The organism is Acidimicrobiales bacterium (genome assembly GCA_040219085.1).
Lineage (GTDB): Bacteria > Actinomycetota > Acidimicrobiia > Acidimicrobiales > JAVJTC01 > JAVJTC01.
Genome location: JAVJTC010000038.1, coordinates 58,556 through 78,255, shown reverse-complemented (window position 1 = coordinate 78,255; position 19,700 = coordinate 58,556). Strand labels below are relative to the sequence as shown.

Here is a 19,700-nt window from a genome sequence, read left to right as displayed (position 1 = left end):
GTCCGGGGCGGAGGGGGTCCTCCCCGGGGGATCATGGGGTGATCAGCCGGCCTGCACTGCCTCGGTGCTGTCGAGGAACTCCCCGGTCGGCACGAACTCACCGTCTTCGATCAGATCGAAAGTGACCTCGAGGACCAGCACGCGGGGGAACCCGGGCATTGGACCCTCCGCGACCGAAAAGTCGATCACGGGCCCCCACATGCTCTGGTAGGCATCCTGCTGACGGAGCGTCTCGAGGAAGGAGTCTGCGGTGATCTCACCGTCGATCATCTCGACGATGTCGGTGAAGGCCACATACGCGGCCCAGGTCGACAGACCGGCGAGGCTGTTGAGCCGGGTGTCCTCGGGCACGCCGTACTCGTCGATCGCAGCCCTGGTTTCGTCCCAGACCCCATCGACGAGGTTCGGGTACGCGTTGAGCACTACGGCACCCTCGGTGAGGTCTGGGTACTCCTCGACGATCGAGGGGTCGAGGTTGCCCTGCGATCCGTAGATGCGCTGGTCGCCGCCGACGGTCCGGAGACCGGCGAGGAACGCCGCGAACGGGTCCTTACCCAACGAGACCCAGATGCAATCGGTGCCGTCGCTTGCAACAGCCGCCTGCGCGCTGAAGTCACCGGGATCCCCGGGGACGGAGGTGATGATCAGGTTGTCCTCGAAGACGCCGTAGTAACTCGTCGCCTGATTGGCGAGTCCGGTGAGGTAGTCGGTGAAGAGCTCCAGGTAGACGATGGCCGGGCTCTCACACCCGTCATCGGCCATCCTCTTGATTGCGGCGTGCTGCATGGTGTTCGTGGAACCGAAGATGAAGTTGTTGGGGCTCGAGAACTCCGCGGGCGTAACCGGGCAGCAGCTGCCGATCAGGGCGATGCCCGCCTCTTCGAGGATCGGGATGGCCACGGACATGTCGTATTCGAAGTGGCTCACGATGGCCACGACACCTTCGTTCACAGCCTCGCGAGCGCACGCGGCGGCCTCGTTCGGGTCACCCCTGCCGTCACAGGTGATGACCTCGAGCGGGCGACCGGCGACTCCGCCGCGGTCGTTGATGTACTGCTCGTAGACCCCCGCATAGGCGAAGATCTCAGGAGACGGGCCGAGGGTCGTCTCGACCGGGGTGATCGACATCACCTTGATCGGCTCACCGGAGGGCTCACCACCGTCGTCGCCAGCAGCCCCGTCGTCGCCAGCAGCCCCGTCATCGGCAGCAGCCCCGTCGTCGCCAGCAGCCCCGTCATCGGCAGCAGCCCCGTCATCGGCAGCAGCTCCGTCATCGCCACCGTCGTCGCCAGCAGCTCCGTCATCGCCACCGTCATCGGCAGCAGCTCCGTCATCGCCACCCGCACTGGTGTCGTCATCGTCGTCCCCGCATGCCGCCGCAATCAGCGACAGCGCGGCGAGCACCGCGATGAGCATCATCCATCCTCGTTTGGTCTTCACTATGAATTTCCCCTCTGGTTCGGTTCCATATTGTTCGTTCGACTGCTGGACTGCTGTATGCGCTCCGGATCGGGCATGAGCCCCGCGTCCCGTTCTGTTCGTTTCGCCGGCGCCCCTTACCGGTTCTGCCATTCGGGGGGTCGCTTCTCCGCAAACGCCTTCATCCCCTCGACCATGTCCGCCGACAACAAGAGGTTGTCGATCGCATCGTCGCCGGCGTCAATCGCGTCGATCGCGTCGACGGTCGTGTCTCCCGCCTTCATGGCCTGAAGCGAGACGCGTACCGACGTCGGCGAGACCGCCAGGATCTCCTCCGCCAGCTCACGTGCGGTCTCGAGCGCTTTGCCTTCGGGAGCGACCCTCGCGACGAGTCCGTGCCTGTGCAGCTCCTCGGCGCTGGCCGGGCGTCCGGTGAGGATCAACTCGTTCGCAAGGTGGCGCGGTATGGCCCTCGGGAGCCGCACGACGCCGCCGGCGGCGGCGAAGAGCCCGACCTTGACCTCGGACAGGGCGAAGGTGGCAGTCTCGTCGGCGACCACCAGATGACACGCGAGGGCCATCTCGAACCCGCCGCCGAACGCGAAGCCGTTCACGGCGGCGATGACCGGTTTCGACATCGACCGACGGCTGGTCAGACCCCCGAAGCCGCCCTTGGGGACCCAGACTGGCTTGCCGGATGCGCCGTACTTGAGATCTGCGCCGGCGGAGAACGCCCGGTCGCCCGCTCCCGTGAGGATCGCCACCCAGAGATCATCGTCCGCGAAGAACGTGTCGAAGATCTGCCCCAACTCCTCGTGCGCCTGTGGTGTGAGGGCGTTGCGGGCCTCAGGTCGGTCGATCGTCACTTCGAGAAGGTGGCCGTCGCGGCGCACCTGGACGTTCTCGTAGTCGTCGCGCAGCCTGAGCGGCTCGGGCGGATACTCGTGATCCATCCGCTCCGAAGTCGTGGTGACCCGGTTTCCCCGGCCGAACGACCGGACGTGGATCGGCGTGTCGAAGACGGACTCCGAGGTGAGCAGCTCGACCATCGTCTCGTCGTCGCGCAACGTCGTCGAGAGGAATCGGCCGCCGCTGCCGGCGAGGCGACCGACGACGATTCCCTTTGCCGTGTCCCGGGAGTGCACGACGGTGAAGGTCTCGACCAGTGCCTCGCCATCGGGGTGACGTACGAGCTTCTCCTTCTCGACGGTGTCGAGTCGGGCCTGCACGTCGGCGCTGCGATTCGCGTGCCATGGACGCGGCTGAGCGGAGTAGACGCCGACGCTGCATTTCGAAAGCACGCCACCGTTAGCGGCGACCACTGCCCTGGCGCCCTCGTGTTCGCGGACGAAGGCCACCGCCTCGGCGATGCCGTGGAGCGAATAGTTGTTTCCCGGACCCCCGAAGAACGGCAAGCCACCCGTGAGCGTCAAGCCGCGCGGATCGTCGATCGCGAGGCCCAGACCGTCGCAGAGGGCGAGGACGGGGGCCGGGAAACAGCTGTAGAAGTCGAAGGCCCCGACGTCATCGAGCCCGATGCCGGCTACCTCGAGAGCGTGCCGCACGGCAGCCACGCCAGCGGGGTACGCGCCGAGGTCGGGACGCTCGAGCAGCGGAGGGGAGACCAGGTCCGCGTGGCCGTGCAGAAAGGTCCATCGGTCGGGCGGAACGCCGAGTTCGCGCGCCCTGTCCGCAGACATCATCAGCACCGCCGCCCCCTGGTTCACCTTGTCCCTCGCGATGAGGTAACGGGTGTAGGGATGCGCAACCATCCGATTCTTGTCAGTCGCGGTGACGAGCTCGTCCGCCGATCGGCGGGTCGGCGCCGCAGAGTGGGGATTCGCAGCGGCGATCTCGCTGAAACGGGCGAACAGCTCGCCCATCTCACGAGCGAGTTCCTGAGACGACATTCCCTTCGCCCGACGGCGTGCGTTCTCGCACACCGCGTACATGGCTGGAGCTGTGTTGAGACCGTGCATCGTCTCCAGCCGGGACAGCATCCCGGCGATGCCGAACCCCCGATCCTCCAGCTGACCGCCGACCGTCTCGGCCCAGCTCGGCGGATCATCGAGGCTCTTCAGATGCGCGGCCGTCGAGATGGCCTCGGCACCAACAACCAGAGCGGTAGAGCACTCGCCGGCCGCGATACGGGCGGCGAGCTCGCTGACGAGGTGTTGCGGCGACTGGCCACCGGCGATCTCTTGGATCGCGTGGGCCGGCTCGGCACCGATTCGACCTGCGACAGCCCGTGGGTAGTTGTCCGCCCGACCAAGCGGGGCCACGGCCATCGGGTTGGAATTCTCGAACTGCCGCGTCGCGGCGATCACGGCTACCGAGCTGGCAGGAACACCGGCGTCGGTCAACGCCTCGCGAGCCGCATCTCCACCGAGGTCGGCAGGCGATCGAGAGCCGTAGTTCTCCTCGCCGATGCGCTCGGAGACCTGGCCGACACCGACGATCACCGGCGTCGACCCGGACGGGATCGTCGTGTCGGATCCGCTCGCGCCGTTTGGTGTCGCGCTCACTGGCCCGTCTCCTCGCTGTTCACGACTTCATCTGACTGCCGTGCTCCCGAAGCGAGATAGCTGGACTCGATCTCCTTGATGCGGCCGCGCAACTCGATGGCGGTTCCTTCCAGCACGACGCGCCCCTGGCGCAGGATGTAAGCCCGATCCGCGTACTTCAAGGCCTGCTGGACGTGCTGCTCGACCAACAAGACGCCGGTGGCGTGGTTGTCCGCCGCGGCGCGTACGGCCTCGAGGAGCCGCTTGACGATCAGCGGCGCGAGGCCCAACGACAGCTCGTCGGCCAACAACACCTTCGGGTTGCGACACAGCGCCCTTGCGACGCTGAGCATCTGTTGCTCACCGCCCGAAAGCTGCCCGCCTTTGAGGTCGATACGCTTTTCGAGCTCGGGAAACAACTCCATGGCGGTGTCGAGGTCCACGTCCGCGATCTTGAGATTCTGGCGGGTGGTGAGACTCATGAAGACCGACTTCTCTTCGGTCACGTAAGCCATCCCGGCGCGGGCACGTTGGAACAGTGGCGCAGAGGTGACCTCGTCGTGGAGACGTACCTCGCCCGCCATCGTGGGTAGCTCCCCGGACAGGGCCAAGAGCGTCGTGGTCTTGCCGGCGCCATTGGCGCCGAGAAGGGCGACCACCTCACCCGGACGGACCTCGAGACTGATCTCATGGATGACCGGCTCGGAGCCGTACCCAGCAGTGATTCCGCGTGCATCCAGGACGGGCCTCGCTTGACCCGGTCCGGGTGAATCTTGGGTGTTCGCAGCGCTCGCTGTCGTAGTCATGACCTGACCGCCGACGCTGTCGTGATATCGGTCGACTCGGCGTCCTCTTCGGGCTCACCGAGATACGCAGAGATCACACGGGGATCCTGTTGGACCTCAGTCGGGGTCCCCTCGGCGATCTTGCGTCCGAAGTCGAGGACATGGATGTAGTCGCAGACATCCATGACGAAACTCATGTCGTGCTCCACGAGCAGCACGCCGATCCCCCATTCGTTCACGAGTCGGCGCAGGAGGTGGGCGAACTCAGCCGTCTGGGCCTCACCCAGCCCGGCGGTTGGCTCATCGAGGAGCAACACGCTCGGATTCGTCGCCACAGCTCGCGCGACGGCGAGCAGGCGTCGCTGGCCATAGCTGAGATCTTCGACGTTGCGATTCAGGTCGTCGCCGAGCTCGAACTCGGTGATGGCCGCCAGGACCTGCCCGGGGAGCGGGGGGTTGACCGGATACACGAGATCCCGCAGGTAGGACAGTCCGTCGCGGGGATCCGAAGCCGCTCGGAGGTTGTCCAACACCGTGGAGTCCTCGAACAACTCGAGTGATTGGAACGACCGCGACAGGCCCACCCGCGACCGTCGCGCTGCGCCGAGGCGTCGGACGTCCTCGTCGCCGAGCAATACGTCCCCGGTCGCCTTGGTGAACCCGGTGATCGCGTCGATCGCCGACGTCTTGCCAGCACCGTTCGGGCCGATCAGGCCGACGACCTGTCCCGGCTCGACGCTGAAAGAGACGTTGTCGACCGCCACGACCGCGCCATAGCGGACCGTGAGATCCCGCACGACCAGCGTCTTCGGCTCGACCGGCTCACGGCGGGCGTCGGACAGGTCGATAGCCGGAGACCTGACCTCGGGACCGGAACGACCACGGATGGCCCTGCGAAGCCTTCTGCCCACCGCATTGACCAGCTCACCGAAGTCGCTCGCCAATCCATTCTGGTGGAAGAGCACCAGGAAGATGACAGTGACACCGCCGATGAGCTGCACATACCCCGATATCGAGGAGAACAACGCGTCCGATATCCGCGTTCCGATCCCCCCCGCGGTCAACGTCGAGCCGAGAACCGGGCCGAATAGGAATCCGATACCGCCGACGAAAGCCCATCCAACGAAGGTGATGGACGTGAGATTGGCGAACTCGCTGCCGAAGGTGATCGTGTCCTTGCGGAAGGCCAACATGACCCCCCCGACCGCAGCGATCCCCGCCGACAGGCTGAAGGCGTAGAGCTTGGCCCCGACGACATTGATGCCGAGTGCAGCCGCAGCCCGCTCGTTCGTCCGTACCGCGATGAGGCGACGGCCGGAACGGCCGCGCCGCATGTTCGCCACACCCAGTGTCAGGACGACCAGGAGCCCGAGACACACGAGCGCGTACCGACCGGGGTGGGTGGTAGCCGTGATATCCCAGCCGAAGAAGGACGGCCGACCGACGACGGTCCCCAGGAAACCGCCCGTGTAGCTCGCGTTCTTGAACAGCATGAGCTCGAGCGCAGCGCCGAGACCCAGCGTCAACACTGCCAGGTTGATGCCCCGGGCACGTACCGCCGGGAGAGCGAAGAGCGCACCGAGTGGAACGGCGGCGAGGACACCCACAAGGAGCGCAAGAAGGAACGGCCATCCCTGAGTGTCGACGAGCCGCCCGGCGACCCATGCGCCGAAACCGGCTATGGCGAACTGCCCGAGCGAGAGCTGGCCCGCGAAACCGGTGAGCACCACGATCGACAACAGCACGATGGCCGTGGCGAAGGTGACCACGAGCGAGTCCTGCCAGACGAGCGGGACCGTGATCGTCAGCGCCACCGCACCGCCCACTCCGATCAGCAGGCCGACCCAGTTGACCCGCCCGGTACCTACACGGGGGAGTCGCTGCAGAAAGTGTCCCCGCACCGGGAGTGCCCGGCCACGGACGAGAAGGACGAGCACGATCACGGCGAACGGCAGGGATTTCGGGACACCAGGTTGATCCACGTAGCGAATCAGCCAGCTCTCGCCGACCCCGATCGCCATGCCGGCTCCGAGCGCGATCGGGAACGAGCGGAACTCGGCCACCAGCGCCGCCGCGAGGGCTGCGAGGACCACGTTGGTCATGCCCGAGACCGACAACGTGATGATCGGCGAGACCAGAACGGCTGCCAACCCGGCGAGCGCCGAGCCGAGAGCCCAGTTGATCGTCGCGACCTTGTCCGAGGAGAGCCCGATCGACGAAGCCGCCCGCTGGTTCTCCGCTACCGCCGAGGTCGCCAGACCGAAAATCGTGAAGCGGTACAAGGCCCACAGGCCGAGCGTCAACACGATTGCGATACCCACGAGGATGAACCGGTCCACGGAGATCGAGATGTCCCAGAACGACACGGGGTTGGTCGGCAGCTCCACCCGCGGGAACTCGACAGTGGACGAGTACCGGATGACGGCGGCGGCCTGGAGCGTGACGAGTATCCCGAGAGTCGCCACCACACGTGCGAGCGGCGCCGCCCTGCTGAGCTGACGCATCACGAGCAGGTGGGACAGCGCCCCGAGCGCCGCCGAGACGCCGACCCCTACTACGAGGGACAACAGGAACGGGTGCTCGCCCGGAAAAGGAGACCAGGTGTAGTTGTTCTCCGTTCGGACCTCCCATGCCGCGTAGGCACCGAACATCCCAATCGCTCCGTGTGCGAAGTTCAGCACACCCGAACCCCGGTAGATGACCATCAGGCCTTGGGACGCGAGCGAATAGAGCGAGCCGAGACCGAGGCCGAGAAGGGCGAACTGGAGGAGATCCCTCATCGCACGGGCGCTTTCGTCTTCGTCGGCTGCGCCATCATGCTTCCTGCGGCGCGCTGATCAGGTCGAAACCCCGGTAGTCGTCTCGAACGATCTCGTCGCACGTCTCCCGGTAGAAGCCGACGCCTCCCACATAGGGCATGAACACTCGAGGCTTGCCGGGGACGTTGGCTCCCACGTACCACGAATCTGTCTGTGGGAACAGAGTCATGTCGGCCAGTTCGGACACGTGGCTGACCCAGTCGTCCTGAGCAGTGGAGGTGGCCTCGATGCCCGCCTCGCCGGCCTTGTCGACGTAGGCGACACAGTCGGCGATCCACTCGACGTGCTGCTCGATGGACACGATCATGTTCGAGAACACTGAAGGACTCAGTGGGCCGGTGATCGTGAACATGTTCGGGAAGCCGGCGACGGACAACCCGAGATAGGTGACGGGACCGTTCTTCCACTCGTCGCGCAACAACGCACCGCCGCGGCCACGGATGTCGATCGCGTTCAGCGCTCCGACCATGGCGTCGAAGCCCGTGGCGAAGACGATCGCGTCGACCTCGTACGACCGGTCAGAGGTCTCGATGCCCTTCCCGGTTATGCGCTCGAGAGGAGTCTCCCGCAGGTCCACGAGCGTGACGTTGTCGCGGTTGTACGTCTCGAAGTACCTGGTGTCCAGGCACGGTCGCTTCGTACCGAACGCGTAGTCGGTTGGCGCCAGCTTGGCGGCCAGTTCCGGGTCATCGACGATCCCGGCGATCTTGTCTCGGACGAACTGCGCCACCGTCTCGTTCGCCTCAATGTCTGTGAGCAGGTCGGCGTACGGGAAGAACTCGGCGAATCCCCCCTTGTCCCAGGCCTGTTGATACTTGCGGTTGCGTTCCTCGGCGGCCACCGCCAGCGCGGATGGTTCCGGTGGCGGCGCCGGCACGCCGTAGGCCGACGCACGCTGTTCTTCGCGGAAGTGGCGGTAGTCCGCCTTGAACTCCTCGATCTCGTCGCCGGTGAGGTCTCGATTCTGCGCCGGGAGCGAGAAGTTTGGCGTCCGCTGGAACACGGTGAGGTGTTCCGCCTGCTTCGCGATCTCCGGGATCACCTGGATACCGGTCGATCCCGTTCCGATGACAGCCACCCGCTTGCCCGAGAAGTCCACCCCGTCCTTCGGCCATGACGGCGTGTGATAGGTCGGCCCCGCGAACGACCCCTTGCCCTCGATGTCGATTTCCTTCGGCTTGGACAGACAGCCCACCGCCGTGATCAACCAGCGACACGTCACGGACCGACCGGTGTCGGTCTCGATGGTCCACGAGGTCGTGTCCTCGTCGAAGGTCGCGGCCGTCACCCTCGTCTCGAGAGCTATGTCACGACGCAGGTCGTAGCGATCCGCCACATGGTTGAGGTACTTCTCGATCTCGGGCTGGGCCGGGTAGCGCTCCGACCACTCCCAGTCCTGCTCGAGCTCGGGGTCGAACGAATACGAGTACGCCAGACTCTCTACGTCGCAGCGTGCCCCCGGGTAGCGATTCCAGTACCAGGTCCCCCCGACACCATCACCCGCCTCGAACACCTGGGTCGACAGCCCGAGCTCGCGGAGCTTGTACAGCATGTACAGGCCTCCGAAGCCGGCGCCGATCACGACCGCGTCGACGTCAGTGTCAGAACTGCCCTGCGACATTCTCGAACCCCCTCGTTTCGTTGCCGGCGACGCTGGTCGCCGGCACTTCCCCCTCGGCGACGAAGCCACTGCGGCTCGTTCAGCTCAACCTACACGATCTTACGTTGGACGTTCAATCTATGCAAGCACGCGCCCGGCGGCTCGCCGTCCGGCCCAGGACAACCGCGATCTGCAACTGTCCGGCTGCGGACGGTTGCCTGGGAACCGCCCCTCTGGTAGTGCTAAGGGGCTGGATCTAACGTTAAAGAGTAAGTACTCACGTCGAGTAGGCCTCGAGCGAAAGGGCGCCTTGGTGCCACAGTACACACCGGCGGCAGATCCGAACTCGGTCAGGCGAGCAGCCCACACCGCGCACGGCCGCTGGTCTCCGCAACGGCTACAGGAGATGTTCAGCCCGGCGTCGATCGCACTGGTCGGCGCGTCCGAGCGGTCGGCCTGGACCGGCATCATCCTCCACGCGATCGAGATCGGACAGTTCGGGGGCAACGTCGAGCTCGTCAATGGCCGGGGCGGCGAGGTGTTCGGCAAGATGGCGAAGCCTCGGCTCACGGACCTGGATTCGCCCGTGGACCTGGCAGTGGTCTCCGTGCCGGGCGCGGCCGTCCTGTCGACCATCGAAGACGCAATCGCCGCCGGCGTGCGCAATGCCGTCGTTTTCAGCGCCGGATTCGCCGAGACGGGGGCCGAAGGGAGATCGGCCCAGGACGCCGTCGCCCGCCTCGCCATCGACAACGACCTCGCGATCCTCGGACCGAACACCCTCGGCTTCCTCAACACGTACGGCGGGATCAACGTCCATCCGAGCACTCTGTCCGAGCCACCCCGGCAGGGCCACCTCAGCCTCGTCTCCCAGAGTGGGGCACTCAACGGCTCCATGTTGGGCTACTGCCAGAACCACGGAATCGGCATCAGCAAGGTCATCAGCGTCGGGAACGAGGCGGTCCTCGACGCCGCTGACGTACTCACCTATCTCGCGGAGGACGAGGACACCCGGGCGATCGGCGTATTTCTCGAGGCGATCCGCCGACCGAGCGAGTTCGTGGAGGCACTGGAGGCGGCTCGGGCCCGATCGAAACCGGTGATCGTGCTCAAGGCTGGGCGGCACGAAGTCACCGCCCGCGTCGCCGCCGCACACACCGGGGCCTTCGTCGGCGACGATCGGGTGATCGACGCGGTGCTCCGCCAGTACGGCGCCATCCGGGTGAACTCGCTCGAGGAGCTCGTCAACACAGCCGACGTCATGATCCGCACGGGCGCCCTGGGCGGCAACCGACTCGTCGTTGCGGGCATCTCCGGCGGAGGCTGCGACATCATCGCCGACAGGGCGACAGACGCCGGACTCGATCTGCACCCCTTCACGGAAGGCACTGAAGCATCTCTTCGCTCAGTGCTCGCCGACTTCGGGGCAGTCAACAACCCTCTCGACGTCACCGGGGCCGCCGTGTCGGACCCGTCGATCTTCACCCAGGTGATCACCACCCTGGGTGGGCTGGAGGATGCCGACGTCATCATCGTCCAGTACGACGTCCCGACCAGCGAGGCAGGAGTCACCGAAGGCTTCCGGCAAATCGTCTCCACCATCAGTTCGCTCCCCAAGCCTGCGCTCCTCATCGGCAACCTCAGCTCCGAGCTGCCGTCGGGACGTGACCACCTCGGAGACGGCGGAGATTGCTGCCATCCCGGCGGGATGGAACAGGTGATCGCAGCGATCGGACGGGCCGCTTGGTGGTCGGCGCGCCTCGACCACGGCACGGAGGCCACGCCGAGCAGTGCTCAGCCGGACGACCAGGTCAGCAAGCCCGTCGGCTCCTGGAGCGAGGCCCGTGCCAGGGACCACGTCGCGTCATTCGGCGTTCCCGTCGTGCCTGCGGCACACGCACTCGACGCCGATGCTGCAGTCGCGGCAGCTAGCTCCATGGGTTTCCCCGTCGTCGTGAAGGCGAACGGCGCAGCGCTGGCCCACAAAACGGAACTCGGAGCCGTGGAGCTCGACCTCAGGACCGAAGACGACGTGCGAAACGCGTGCGAGCGCATTGCTCACGGCGTGCGCCATCTGTCGCCCGATGGCTTCCTGGTCGCACCCTTTCGACCGCCGGCCGTGGAACTGATCGTCGGCGTTGCCCGCACAGAAGCGTGGGGACCGATCCTCGCCGTCGGTTTCGGAGGGGTGCTGACCGAGATCCAGGCGGACACCTCACTGCGAAGGCTTCCCGTCGGCGCCGCCGATGTCGACGAGATGCTCGCCGAACTCACCAATGCGACGGTTCTCGAAGGTGTCCGCGGTCGACCGGCCGCCGACCGACAGCGCCTCATCGAAGTGGTCCTCTCGCTGGCAGACGCCGCGCTCGCCCTCGGCGACGACCTGGAGGCCCTGGAGGTCAACCCGTTGGCCGTCGACGGTGGCCGGATCGAAGCGCTCGATGCGCTCGTGACCATCACGAGACCCGATGGAACGAGCCCTGTCTCATCAGCGAAAACGGAGGGAAACCAATGAAGAACCAGCTGTGCGAACAGCTCGGCATCGAGTTCCCGATCTTCGCGTTCACCCACTGCCGCGACGTCGCCGCGGCGGTGAGCAGGGCGGGCGGCCTGGGCGTCCTCGGGATCGCCACCCACACGCCCGACCAGCTCGAAATCGAACTCGACTGGCTCGATGACGCTGTGGGCGACGCCCCCTACGGCGTCGACATCCTCCTGCCCACAGGTGCGTCGGACGCCGACGACGCTGACGACGTCAGGAAGCAGATCCCCGACGCGCACCGACACTTCGTCGAGGATCTGCTCGAGCGGTACGGCGTCCCTCCGCTGAAGGACGCTGCCAGAGAAGTTCAGACGGCTGTCGGCGAGGACAGGTCGGTGGGACTCATCGAGCAGGCACTCGCGCACAAACCCAGGCTCGTCGCGAGCGCCCTCGGCCCGCCGCCTCCCCGCCTCATCGAGGCGGCCCACGCGAACGGCGCACACGTTGCGGCCCTCGTCGGCACGACGACCCATGCCGAGCGACAGCAGGCCGCCGGCGTCGACATCATCGTCGCCCAGGGTTATGAGGCAGGTGGTCACACCGGCCAGATCGCGTCGATGGTTCTCGTCCCTGAAGTCGTCGACGCTGTTGCTCCGCTGCCTGTCCTCGCCGCCGGCGGTATCGCGAGCGGCCGCCAGATGGCAGCCGCGATGGCACTCGGCGCCCAGGGGGTATGGACCGGTTCGGTGTGGCTGACCACCCAGGAGGCCGAGACTCATCCCGTCGTGAAGCAGAAGTTCCTCGCCGCGACTTCCAGCGACACGGTGCGCACGCGGTCGATCACCGGGAAGCCGGCCCGGCACATCAAGTCGGCCTGGACCGAGGCGTGGGACGACCCGTCCGCACTCGACACGCTGCCCATGCCGTTGCAGTGGATCCTCATCCACGAGGCCTACGAGCAGATCGAACGCTCGGCTGCTACTCAGCCCGGAGCCGGCGAGCTGATCACCTACCCCGTCGGCCAGGTCGTGGGCTCACTCACGCAGGTGAAAGCTGCCCGTCAGGTCGTGTTCGAGATGGTGGAGGAGTACATCGCCGCTGCATCGACCCTCGCCTCGACGTTGGACGAGACGTGACCGGGGGTCAGGACGGGACCTCCCACTCGACTCGCAAACTGCGACATCATGGCGACGGCCTCGGCACGCGAAGGCCATACTGGCTCTGGCCGCTCGAGGCTTCTCAGTCGCCGGCGCACCGGGGGCCCCGCTAGCATGAACGAGGGTTGGTCAGTGGTGACGAGAAGGAAAGCCGATGTCTAGTGCTCGTACCGCTGCCGACCAGGACCTCGAGGGCGAACTCCTCAACATTGGCGAAGTAGCCCGTCGCGCAGGCGTCAGCAGCCGGACGATCCGGTACTACGAGGAACTCGGGATCCTGCCCGAGCCTCCGAGGTCGGAGAAGGGCACCCGGAAGTACCCCCTCGAATACGTGACGTATCTCCGATGGGCCCTGACCCTCAAGCAGCTGGATTTCCCGCTCGAAGAGGTACGGATCCTCGCCCCAGTTGGACGTGGGCGGGAGCTCGATGGCGATGCACGCGCAACGGCAGCATCTCTCATCGAGGAACGAATCGCCGACCTCGAGAGCAAGATCGACATACTCCGAATCCTGGCAAAGCTCGTCGACGGATCAGCCGTCGCCGACACGACGACCATAAACGTACTGCTCAGAGCCGCTGGATCAACGCAGACCAGCAATGAGGCCGTCGGCACAGCATAAGCGCGTCGGCCTCAGCTGAACGGGGGGGGAACCATGTACGAAGGATGCACTGTCGTCGATTCTGATGCGCACGTCATCGAACCGCGAGACCTGTGGGACACCTACATCGATGCGGAGTTCCATGATCGACGTCCGGTCCTCAACCCGAACAGGATCGTCGGTGTCACCGTCGACGGACGCTACATGCCCGCCGGCTACGTGGGGACCGATGGTGAGGCCACCGAGTTCGAGCTGAGGCTCGAAGAGAGATGGCGCGAGACTCTGTCGGAGGGCATCGAGCGGGACTGGTCCGCGGACTTCTACCTGGACGCGTTGGCTCAGGAGAACATCGACGCCATGGTCCTGAACCCGACGAACGGGCTGTACGCGACGGCGGTCGACGATATGGACCCACGGTTGGCCTCCGCCATCAACCGAGCCTACTCCCGGTGGGTCGCGGACTTCTGCTCAGCCGCCCCGGACCGACTGATCGCAAACGCACCTGTCTCCCTCCACGACCCGGCAAATGCGATATCCGACGTCGAATACGTCGTTAATCACATCGGCCTCAAGGCAGTCGTCATCTCGCCCAATACCGTGAATGGACGCCGACTCGATTCACCAGAACTCGATGACTTCTTCGGAACCGTCGCGGCTCTGGGTGTGCCGTTGGCACTTCACGACATCACTGGCGGCTACCTTCCCCAGTACGGATCCTCCCATCCGTCTCGTCTCGCCCGTCACGTCTTCTCTCATACGGTCGATCAGATGGGCGCCATGTACGCACTTACGGCCGGTGGAATCCTGCACCGACACCCAGGTCTGAGAGTCTCGATCTGCGAGACGGGCGCGGGCTGGCTTCCCTATTGGCTCGACCGCCTCGATCAGACCTTCGAGTTCCTCGACCGGATCGACGAAGGCGAGCGCCACAGCGAGGCTGCCGACCTCGATGAACTGCCGAGCGCCTACTTTCGTCGTCAGGGGTGGATAAACGTCGAACCGACCGAACCCAGTCTGCGGGCGACGGTCGACTATCTTGGCTCGGACAGGATCCTCTGGTCGAGCAAGTTCCCGGTCATGGATTCGGCATACCCCGGAATGGTCCGGAACCTGTTCATCGCCGAGAACGAGGGGCTCTCCAAGTCCGAGATGGCCCTGTACGCCGGCCTCAATGCCATGTCGCTGTACGGAGTGGGCGGGGCCTGAACCAAGAGGCGCGCCCAGCCGGCACGACAGGAGCCATTGATGCGAGCTGCCATATACCGGGGACCAGACTGGATCGAGGTAGGGGAATATCCAGACCCCCAGCCTGGACCCGGCGAAATCCTCATCGAGGTTCACGCGTGCGGCATGTGCGGATCCGACCTCCACGCGATCTCGGCGGGCTGGCCGCAGCCGGGCTCGGTGATGGGCCATGAGCCCGCCGGCGTCGTCACGGCGGTCGGGCGCGGGGTCGACCATGTCGGGCCCGGGGACCGGGTCGCTGTGGTCGCATCTGCGGCCTGCGGCGAATGCCGGTACTGCGAAGAAGGGGCGCGCAACCTCTGCACCGACCGGAAGGCACCCACGAACGGGGCGTACGCGGAGCAGATAGTGGTTCCGGCGGGATCCTTCGTCGTTCGCCTGCCCGACAACGTCACCTTCGAGGAAGGCTCGATCCTCGAACCGCTGTCGGTGGCGGTCCGAGCTGTCCGAATGGCTTCCCCGGGGCCCGAAGCCCGCTGCGCAGTCGTCGGCCTCGGCGCGATCGGGCAGTGCGTCGTTCAGGCGCTGCGAGCGGGCGACGTTCACGAGATCATCGGGATCGACATCTCCAAGCCGCGGTTGGATCTGGCACGCCGATCGGGAGCGAACCACGTAGTCGACGCTTCTTCGGTGGACACAGCCGAGGCGCTTCGCGACCTCGCCGGTTCCGGCAGTCACCGGGGCTACGAGTACGCGGATGTCGACTTCGTCTTCGAGTGTTCCGGCGCGCTCCCTGTGATGCGCGAGATCGCAACGACCTACGTCCGCCCTTCCGGCACGATCGTGATGGTGGCCCTGTTCGAGACGGATGTCTCCTTCGATGCCAACCCCATCGTGCGCAAGGAAGTCGTCCTACGGGGCAGCTACGCCTACGACGACGATGACATCCGGGTCGCGGCGGATCTGCTCACACAACGCCGAGTCGACCTGTCAGGTCTGGTCACTCACGTGGTGCCGCTGGAGTCCATCAGCGACGCGCTCGACTTCCAGCGAGACGCTGAGCTGTCCGTGAAGGTGGTCGTCGCACCAACCCCTAGTTCCTAGGCTTCCAACCCCCATCGACCGGCAGAACCGTTCCGGTGACGTAGTCGGACAGCTCGGTGGCGAAGAACTCGATCACCCTGGCGCAGTCCTCGGGCGTACCCGCACGACGTAGTGCGAAATCCCCGAGTTCCTGGTTCGATCGCGTCATCTCTGCGATCCTCGCCGTCTGGATCAGTCCGGGCGCGATGCAGTTTGCGGTCACGTTGTAGGGCCCGAGTTCCTGCGCGAGATAGCGCGTGTAGTGCGCAATCGCCGCCTTGTTCGCTCCGTAGTGGGCGTAGCCACCGTCCCGGCTCGTCTCGAGGGCGGCATATGACGCAACGGTGATGATCTTCCCGGACCGCTGCTCCTTCATGAGCGGCGCGACACCACTACAGCTGTACACGGTGCCGTAGAGGTTCATCCCAGTGACCTGCTCGAGCAGGTCACTGGAAACCAGCGTCGCAGTCGTCTCGGCCGGCGTGCCACGACCGCCACCTGCGTTCGCGACGAGAACATCGGCGCGACCCCACGACCGGGCCACATCCTCGACCATCGCGAAGGTTGCGTCGCGGTCCGAAACATCGAACTCGAAGCCGAGTGCGTCCACCCCACCTTCGATGATCTCATCGACAACAGTTTCGGCCCTCATCGCCTGCCGTTCCGCCTCGAACTCGGCATACGAGCGGAGGTCGAGGTCACAACAGGCGACCTTGGCACCCAATGATGCGAGTTTCAGTGCATATGCCCGCCCCAACCCCCGGGCTGCACCGGTGACGATCGCCACCTTCCCAGCGAGCTTCTTCATCGACTTCGCCGCTGCCTGTCCGATTCGACCTTCGGAGACCGACCCTCCAGTTGGCCACGAACCAACCGGGAGAGCTCCGCTGCACCTGGCAGCACGCGCTGGGCCTCCGCACCCAATGGGATCGGCAGGTCAGCTGCTGCACAACGGACCACGGGCGCACGCAGGGAGGGAAATGCCTTCTCCGCGATCAACGCAGCGATCTCCGCCCCGAAACCCCCCGTCCGATGTGCCTCGTGGGTGATCACCACACGGCCGGTCTTGGCGACCGACGAGAGGATGGTCGGTTCGTCGAGCGGCACGAGCGAACGGGGATCCACCACCTCGACGGAGATACCGTCGCGAGCTAATTCGTCAGCGACAGTCGTGGCGACCGGGACCATGGCGCCCAGGGCGACGACCGTGACATCGCTTCCCTCTCTGACGACATTCGCCAACCCGATCTCGACGAGGTGGTCCCCATCCGGTACCTCCTCGGGCTCCCCGTAGTACATGCCCTTCTGCTCCATGAAGATGACGGGGTCATCACAGCGCACCGCTGCCTTCAACAGCCCGAGGGCGTCGGCAGGCGACGACGGCATCACAACGATCAGGCCGGGAGAGTGACAGAACCAGGCCTCGTGGCTCTGGGAGTGCGCCGGGCCACCACCGCCCATGTAGCCCTGGCCACTGAAGTTCGCACCGAAGGGGAGCCGGACGACGAGGGGGAGCCGGAACTGACCCTTCGTGACCGCGTACTCCTTCGACATCGTCGTCATGATCTGGTCCAACGCAACGGTGACGAAGTCGGCCATCTGGATCTCGATGATCGGGCGGAACCCCTCACGGGCCAATCCGATGCCGGTGCCGACGTAGCAGACCTCCGAGATGGGGAACTCGATGACCCGCTCGGGACCGAAGCGGTCGAGCAGGCCACGGGTCGTGCCGAACAGACCTCCGAAGGCACCGATGTCGATTCCGAGGAGGAGGACGTCTTCGTCGCGCTCCATCTCCTGGAGGTGGGCTTCGCGGATCGCTTCCTGGTAGGTCAACTTGGCCATCGGCCTCACGCACCCATCCATGCCGGCGGAGGCGTGGCGTGAGCCAACCCCCAGGCTTCGGCCGCGCTGTAGCGAGGCGCGCCGTCTTCGACCACCTGTGCGGCCCGGGCGGCCCGCGCCTCATCGACGGCTTCATCGACCAGGGCTGTCATGTCAGCGAGCATCGCGTCGTTCATCGCGGGGTCGAGTTCGCCCGCTGCGATCGCGCGCTCCCTGGCCTCCGCGACGCAGTCGCGTCTGTTCGCCTCGGCAATCTGCTCCGGGGTCCGGGGGTCTTCGAAACCGACGGCGTGGGGCCCCGGCCGCAGCATCGTCAACTCGAGGAGCCCCGGGCGCTGTTCGCTGCGGGCACGTTCGACTGCCACGGACGTCGCCTGCTGGACTGCGGCCACGTCGTAGCCATCCGCCTGGGATGCCGAGATTCCGTAGCCTGCCCCCCGATCCGCCAGGCTCGCCACCCGGGTGGTGCTCGAGAAAGGGTTGCTGAGCGCGATCCCGTTGTTCTCGATCACGAACACGATCGGCAGTGACTTCACTCCCGAGACGTTCATGGCCTCGTGAATCGCGCCAGAGCTCGCCGTGCCGTCGCCGAAGACCGAGACGACCACGTTGGGCTGCTGTCGGAGCTTGAAGGACATGGCCACGCCGACCGCTGAGGGGACCTGGCCACCGACGATGCCCGAACTCCGGAGGATCCGCGCGCGACCGGGGTGCTGGTCCCGAATGCCGGGGATCAGGCCGAAACCCTGGAGGACCAGTTCGCGCACGGTCAGCCCCCGGGCGTGCATGATCGAGGCGCCGCTGCGATAGCTCGGCTGGACGACGTCATCGAACTCGACGGCCGAGCCGATACCGAAACCGATCGCCTCGTGCCCGAGGGCCGAGTGATGGCCGCTGAGCTCGCCCGACTCGGAGAGCTCGGTGATGCGCGCCTCCGCCAGGCGGGCACCGAGCACGCCCCGGTAGTAGTCCAGCGGCGACCTCGGCGTGCGCTCCGACGTCTCGAGATCAGCAGTCATGTCGTCTTCCCAGTAGTCCTGCAACTCGTCGACGTGCGAGCTGGCCGGAAACCGCCGGACCCCCTGCGCCGGCACCCGAACCCCCGGGTGCACCAACCTGACGCTTGACGTCAAGAGTAATCATCCACATGCGGGTCGGACAAGCGGGCGGCGGGCGGCTACTTCAGAGCGATCGGGTTGATCGGCGATCCGACGGCACCGGGGATCACGAGGGGCTGCGATGCCAACATGAACTCGTAGCGGCCGTCGGCCGCGCAGTCCTCGGCCAGTTCGTCGAGGACCCAGAACTCGCCGAGCGGGAGGCCGAGGTCGACCAGACATGCATGGTGCACGGGCATGAGCCGGCTCGGTTCGGCGGTCGGCCTGCCGACTTCCACGGCGATGGTGTCTGCAGCAACTGCGGAGATCCCGTTGTCGTGGAACCAGCCGACGCTGGCCTCGGTAAGGCCCGGCGTTGCGTAGAAGTACTCCAACTTCGCGGCCTCGCCCTCGATGCCCCACCACTTGTCGAGATACCCGGTGCGCAACAGGACGATGTCACCCGAGTGGATCTCGCAGCCCTGGGCCTCCACGCACGCCTCGAGCTCCGCGCGGCCGATCCCGGTCGCGTCGGGGAGGCAATCCACCCCCTGGGTCCGGGCGAGGTCCAACAGGACGCAGCGGCCGACGAAGGCCTTGCGCATGTGTTCCATCCCGAGGTTCCGGGCTCCACCCGCAGCGGTGATATCGCCTCCCCAGTAGCCGTTGTACATCGAGTCCTCGGCGCAGAAGTGCCCGAAGCCGTCCCATTGCGTGGACCCCTGCAACGGCATCTGCAACATGTCGTCGTTGAACTGGATCCCGGGCACCTCGGCCTGGGCGGGGGAGCCGACGATCAGGTCCGACCCGGCCATGATGAACCAGTGCAGCGGAGCAGGGCGATGAGGAGAACGCGGCCCGGCCGCGTCGATCTCGAGGGCGAGCGAGAACACCTTGCCCTCGGTCACCAACCTGGCCGCCGCGACGATCTGTTCGGGTCCGATGAGGTTCTGGGTGCCGATCTGGTCGTCGTCACCCCACCGGCCCCAGTTGTTCGGCTCGTGCGGCTCGTAGCCGCCCCGGACCTTCCCGTGCTCGTCGACGGTGTAGCTCGGCGGCGTCCAGCCGGCTGCGTAGTCCCCCGGTTGCGTCCGTCCCATGATGACTCCTTCTGTCTATGAGC

General features: G+C 66.0%; 14 protein-coding genes. 5 read left to right on the top strand and 9 right to left on the bottom strand.

The window, feature by feature from the left end:
• Positions 1–42: 42 nt before the first annotated feature.
• From RIE08_16065 to RIE08_16045, 5 genes are all read right to left on the bottom strand, one after another.
• Positions 43–1,440 (bottom strand): ABC transporter substrate-binding protein, encoded by a 1,398-nt coding sequence (locus tag RIE08_16065; protein MEQ8719126.1) that lies wholly within the window; start codon positions 1,438–1,440, stop codon positions 43–45.
• A 116-nt stretch (positions 1,441–1,556) separates the two neighbouring features.
• Entirely contained in the window at positions 1,557–3,944 is a 2,388-nt protein-coding gene (locus RIE08_16060) for an acetyl-CoA acetyltransferase (protein ID MEQ8719125.1), read from the bottom strand.
• Entirely contained in the window at positions 3,941–4,648 is a 708-nt protein-coding gene (locus RIE08_16055; GenBank protein ID MEQ8719124.1) for an ABC transporter ATP-binding protein, read from the bottom strand. The genes RIE08_16060 and RIE08_16055 overlap by 4 nt, the downstream gene beginning before the upstream one ends.
• 77 nt (positions 4,649–4,725) lie before the next feature.
• Complete coding sequence (locus tag RIE08_16050) at positions 4,726–7,488, bottom strand: branched-chain amino acid ABC transporter permease/ATP-binding protein (GenBank protein ID MEQ8719123.1); 2,763 nt, start codon at positions 7,486–7,488, stop codon at positions 4,726–4,728.
• Positions 7,489–7,522: 34 nt separating this feature from the next.
• Positions 7,523–9,148, bottom strand: a complete 1,626-nt coding sequence (locus RIE08_16045; GenBank protein MEQ8719122.1) for an NAD(P)/FAD-dependent oxidoreductase — start codon at positions 9,146–9,148, stop codon at positions 7,523–7,525.
• Between the two features lie 385 nt (positions 9,149–9,533).
• Between RIE08_16045 and RIE08_16040 the strand changes: the two genes are divergently transcribed.
• The 5 genes from RIE08_16040 to RIE08_16020 all read left to right on the top strand — a co-directional run bounded on the left by RIE08_16040 (position 9,534) and on the right by RIE08_16020 (position 15,656).
• Positions 9,534–11,642: an acetate--CoA ligase family protein gene (locus RIE08_16040; protein ID MEQ8719121.1), complete on the top strand. Its 2,109-nt coding sequence runs from the start codon at positions 9,534–9,536 to the stop codon at positions 11,640–11,642.
• On the top strand, positions 11,639–12,745 hold the full coding sequence (locus RIE08_16035; GenBank protein ID MEQ8719120.1) for a nitronate monooxygenase family protein: 1,107 nt from the start codon (positions 11,639–11,641) through the stop codon (positions 12,743–12,745). The genes RIE08_16040 and RIE08_16035 overlap by 4 nt, the downstream gene beginning before the upstream one ends.
• Positions 12,746–12,920: 175 nt before the next feature.
• Positions 12,921–13,388 carry a MerR family DNA-binding transcriptional regulator gene (locus tag RIE08_16030; GenBank protein ID MEQ8719119.1) on the top strand — a complete coding sequence of 156 codons (468 nt, stop codon included), beginning with the start codon at positions 12,921–12,923 and terminating at the stop codon, positions 13,386–13,388.
• Between the two features lie 33 nt (positions 13,389–13,421).
• On the top strand, positions 13,422–14,573 hold the full coding sequence (locus RIE08_16025; GenBank protein ID MEQ8719118.1) for an amidohydrolase family protein: 1,152 nt from the start codon (positions 13,422–13,424) through the stop codon (positions 14,571–14,573).
• A 39-nt stretch (positions 14,574–14,612) separates the two neighbouring features.
• Positions 14,613–15,656 (top strand): alcohol dehydrogenase catalytic domain-containing protein, encoded by a 1,044-nt coding sequence (locus tag RIE08_16020; GenBank protein MEQ8719117.1) that lies wholly within the window; start codon positions 14,613–14,615, stop codon positions 15,654–15,656.
• Here the strand turns inward: RIE08_16020 and RIE08_16015 are convergent.
• The 4 genes from RIE08_16015 to RIE08_16000 all read right to left on the bottom strand — a co-directional run bounded on the left by RIE08_16015 (position 15,646) and on the right by RIE08_16000 (position 19,677).
• On the bottom strand, positions 15,646–16,443 hold the full coding sequence (locus tag RIE08_16015; protein MEQ8719116.1) for an SDR family NAD(P)-dependent oxidoreductase: 798 nt from the start codon (positions 16,441–16,443) through the stop codon (positions 15,646–15,648). The two genes, RIE08_16020 and RIE08_16015, sit on opposite strands and share 11 nt — an antisense overlap.
• Positions 16,440–17,480: an alpha-ketoacid dehydrogenase subunit beta gene (locus RIE08_16010; GenBank protein ID MEQ8719115.1), complete on the bottom strand. Its 1,041-nt coding sequence runs from the start codon at positions 17,478–17,480 to the stop codon at positions 16,440–16,442. Before RIE08_16010 ends, RIE08_16015 begins: the two co-directional genes overlap by 4 nt.
• 5 nt (positions 17,481–17,485) lie before the next feature.
• Positions 17,486–18,499: a thiamine pyrophosphate-dependent dehydrogenase E1 component subunit alpha gene (locus tag RIE08_16005; protein MEQ8719114.1), complete on the bottom strand. Its 1,014-nt coding sequence runs from the start codon at positions 18,497–18,499 to the stop codon at positions 17,486–17,488.
• Between the two features lie 158 nt (positions 18,500–18,657).
• Complete coding sequence (locus RIE08_16000) at positions 18,658–19,677, bottom strand: cyclase family protein (protein MEQ8719113.1); 1,020 nt, start codon at positions 19,675–19,677, stop codon at positions 18,658–18,660.
• Between the last annotated feature and the right edge of the window lie 23 nt (positions 19,678–19,700).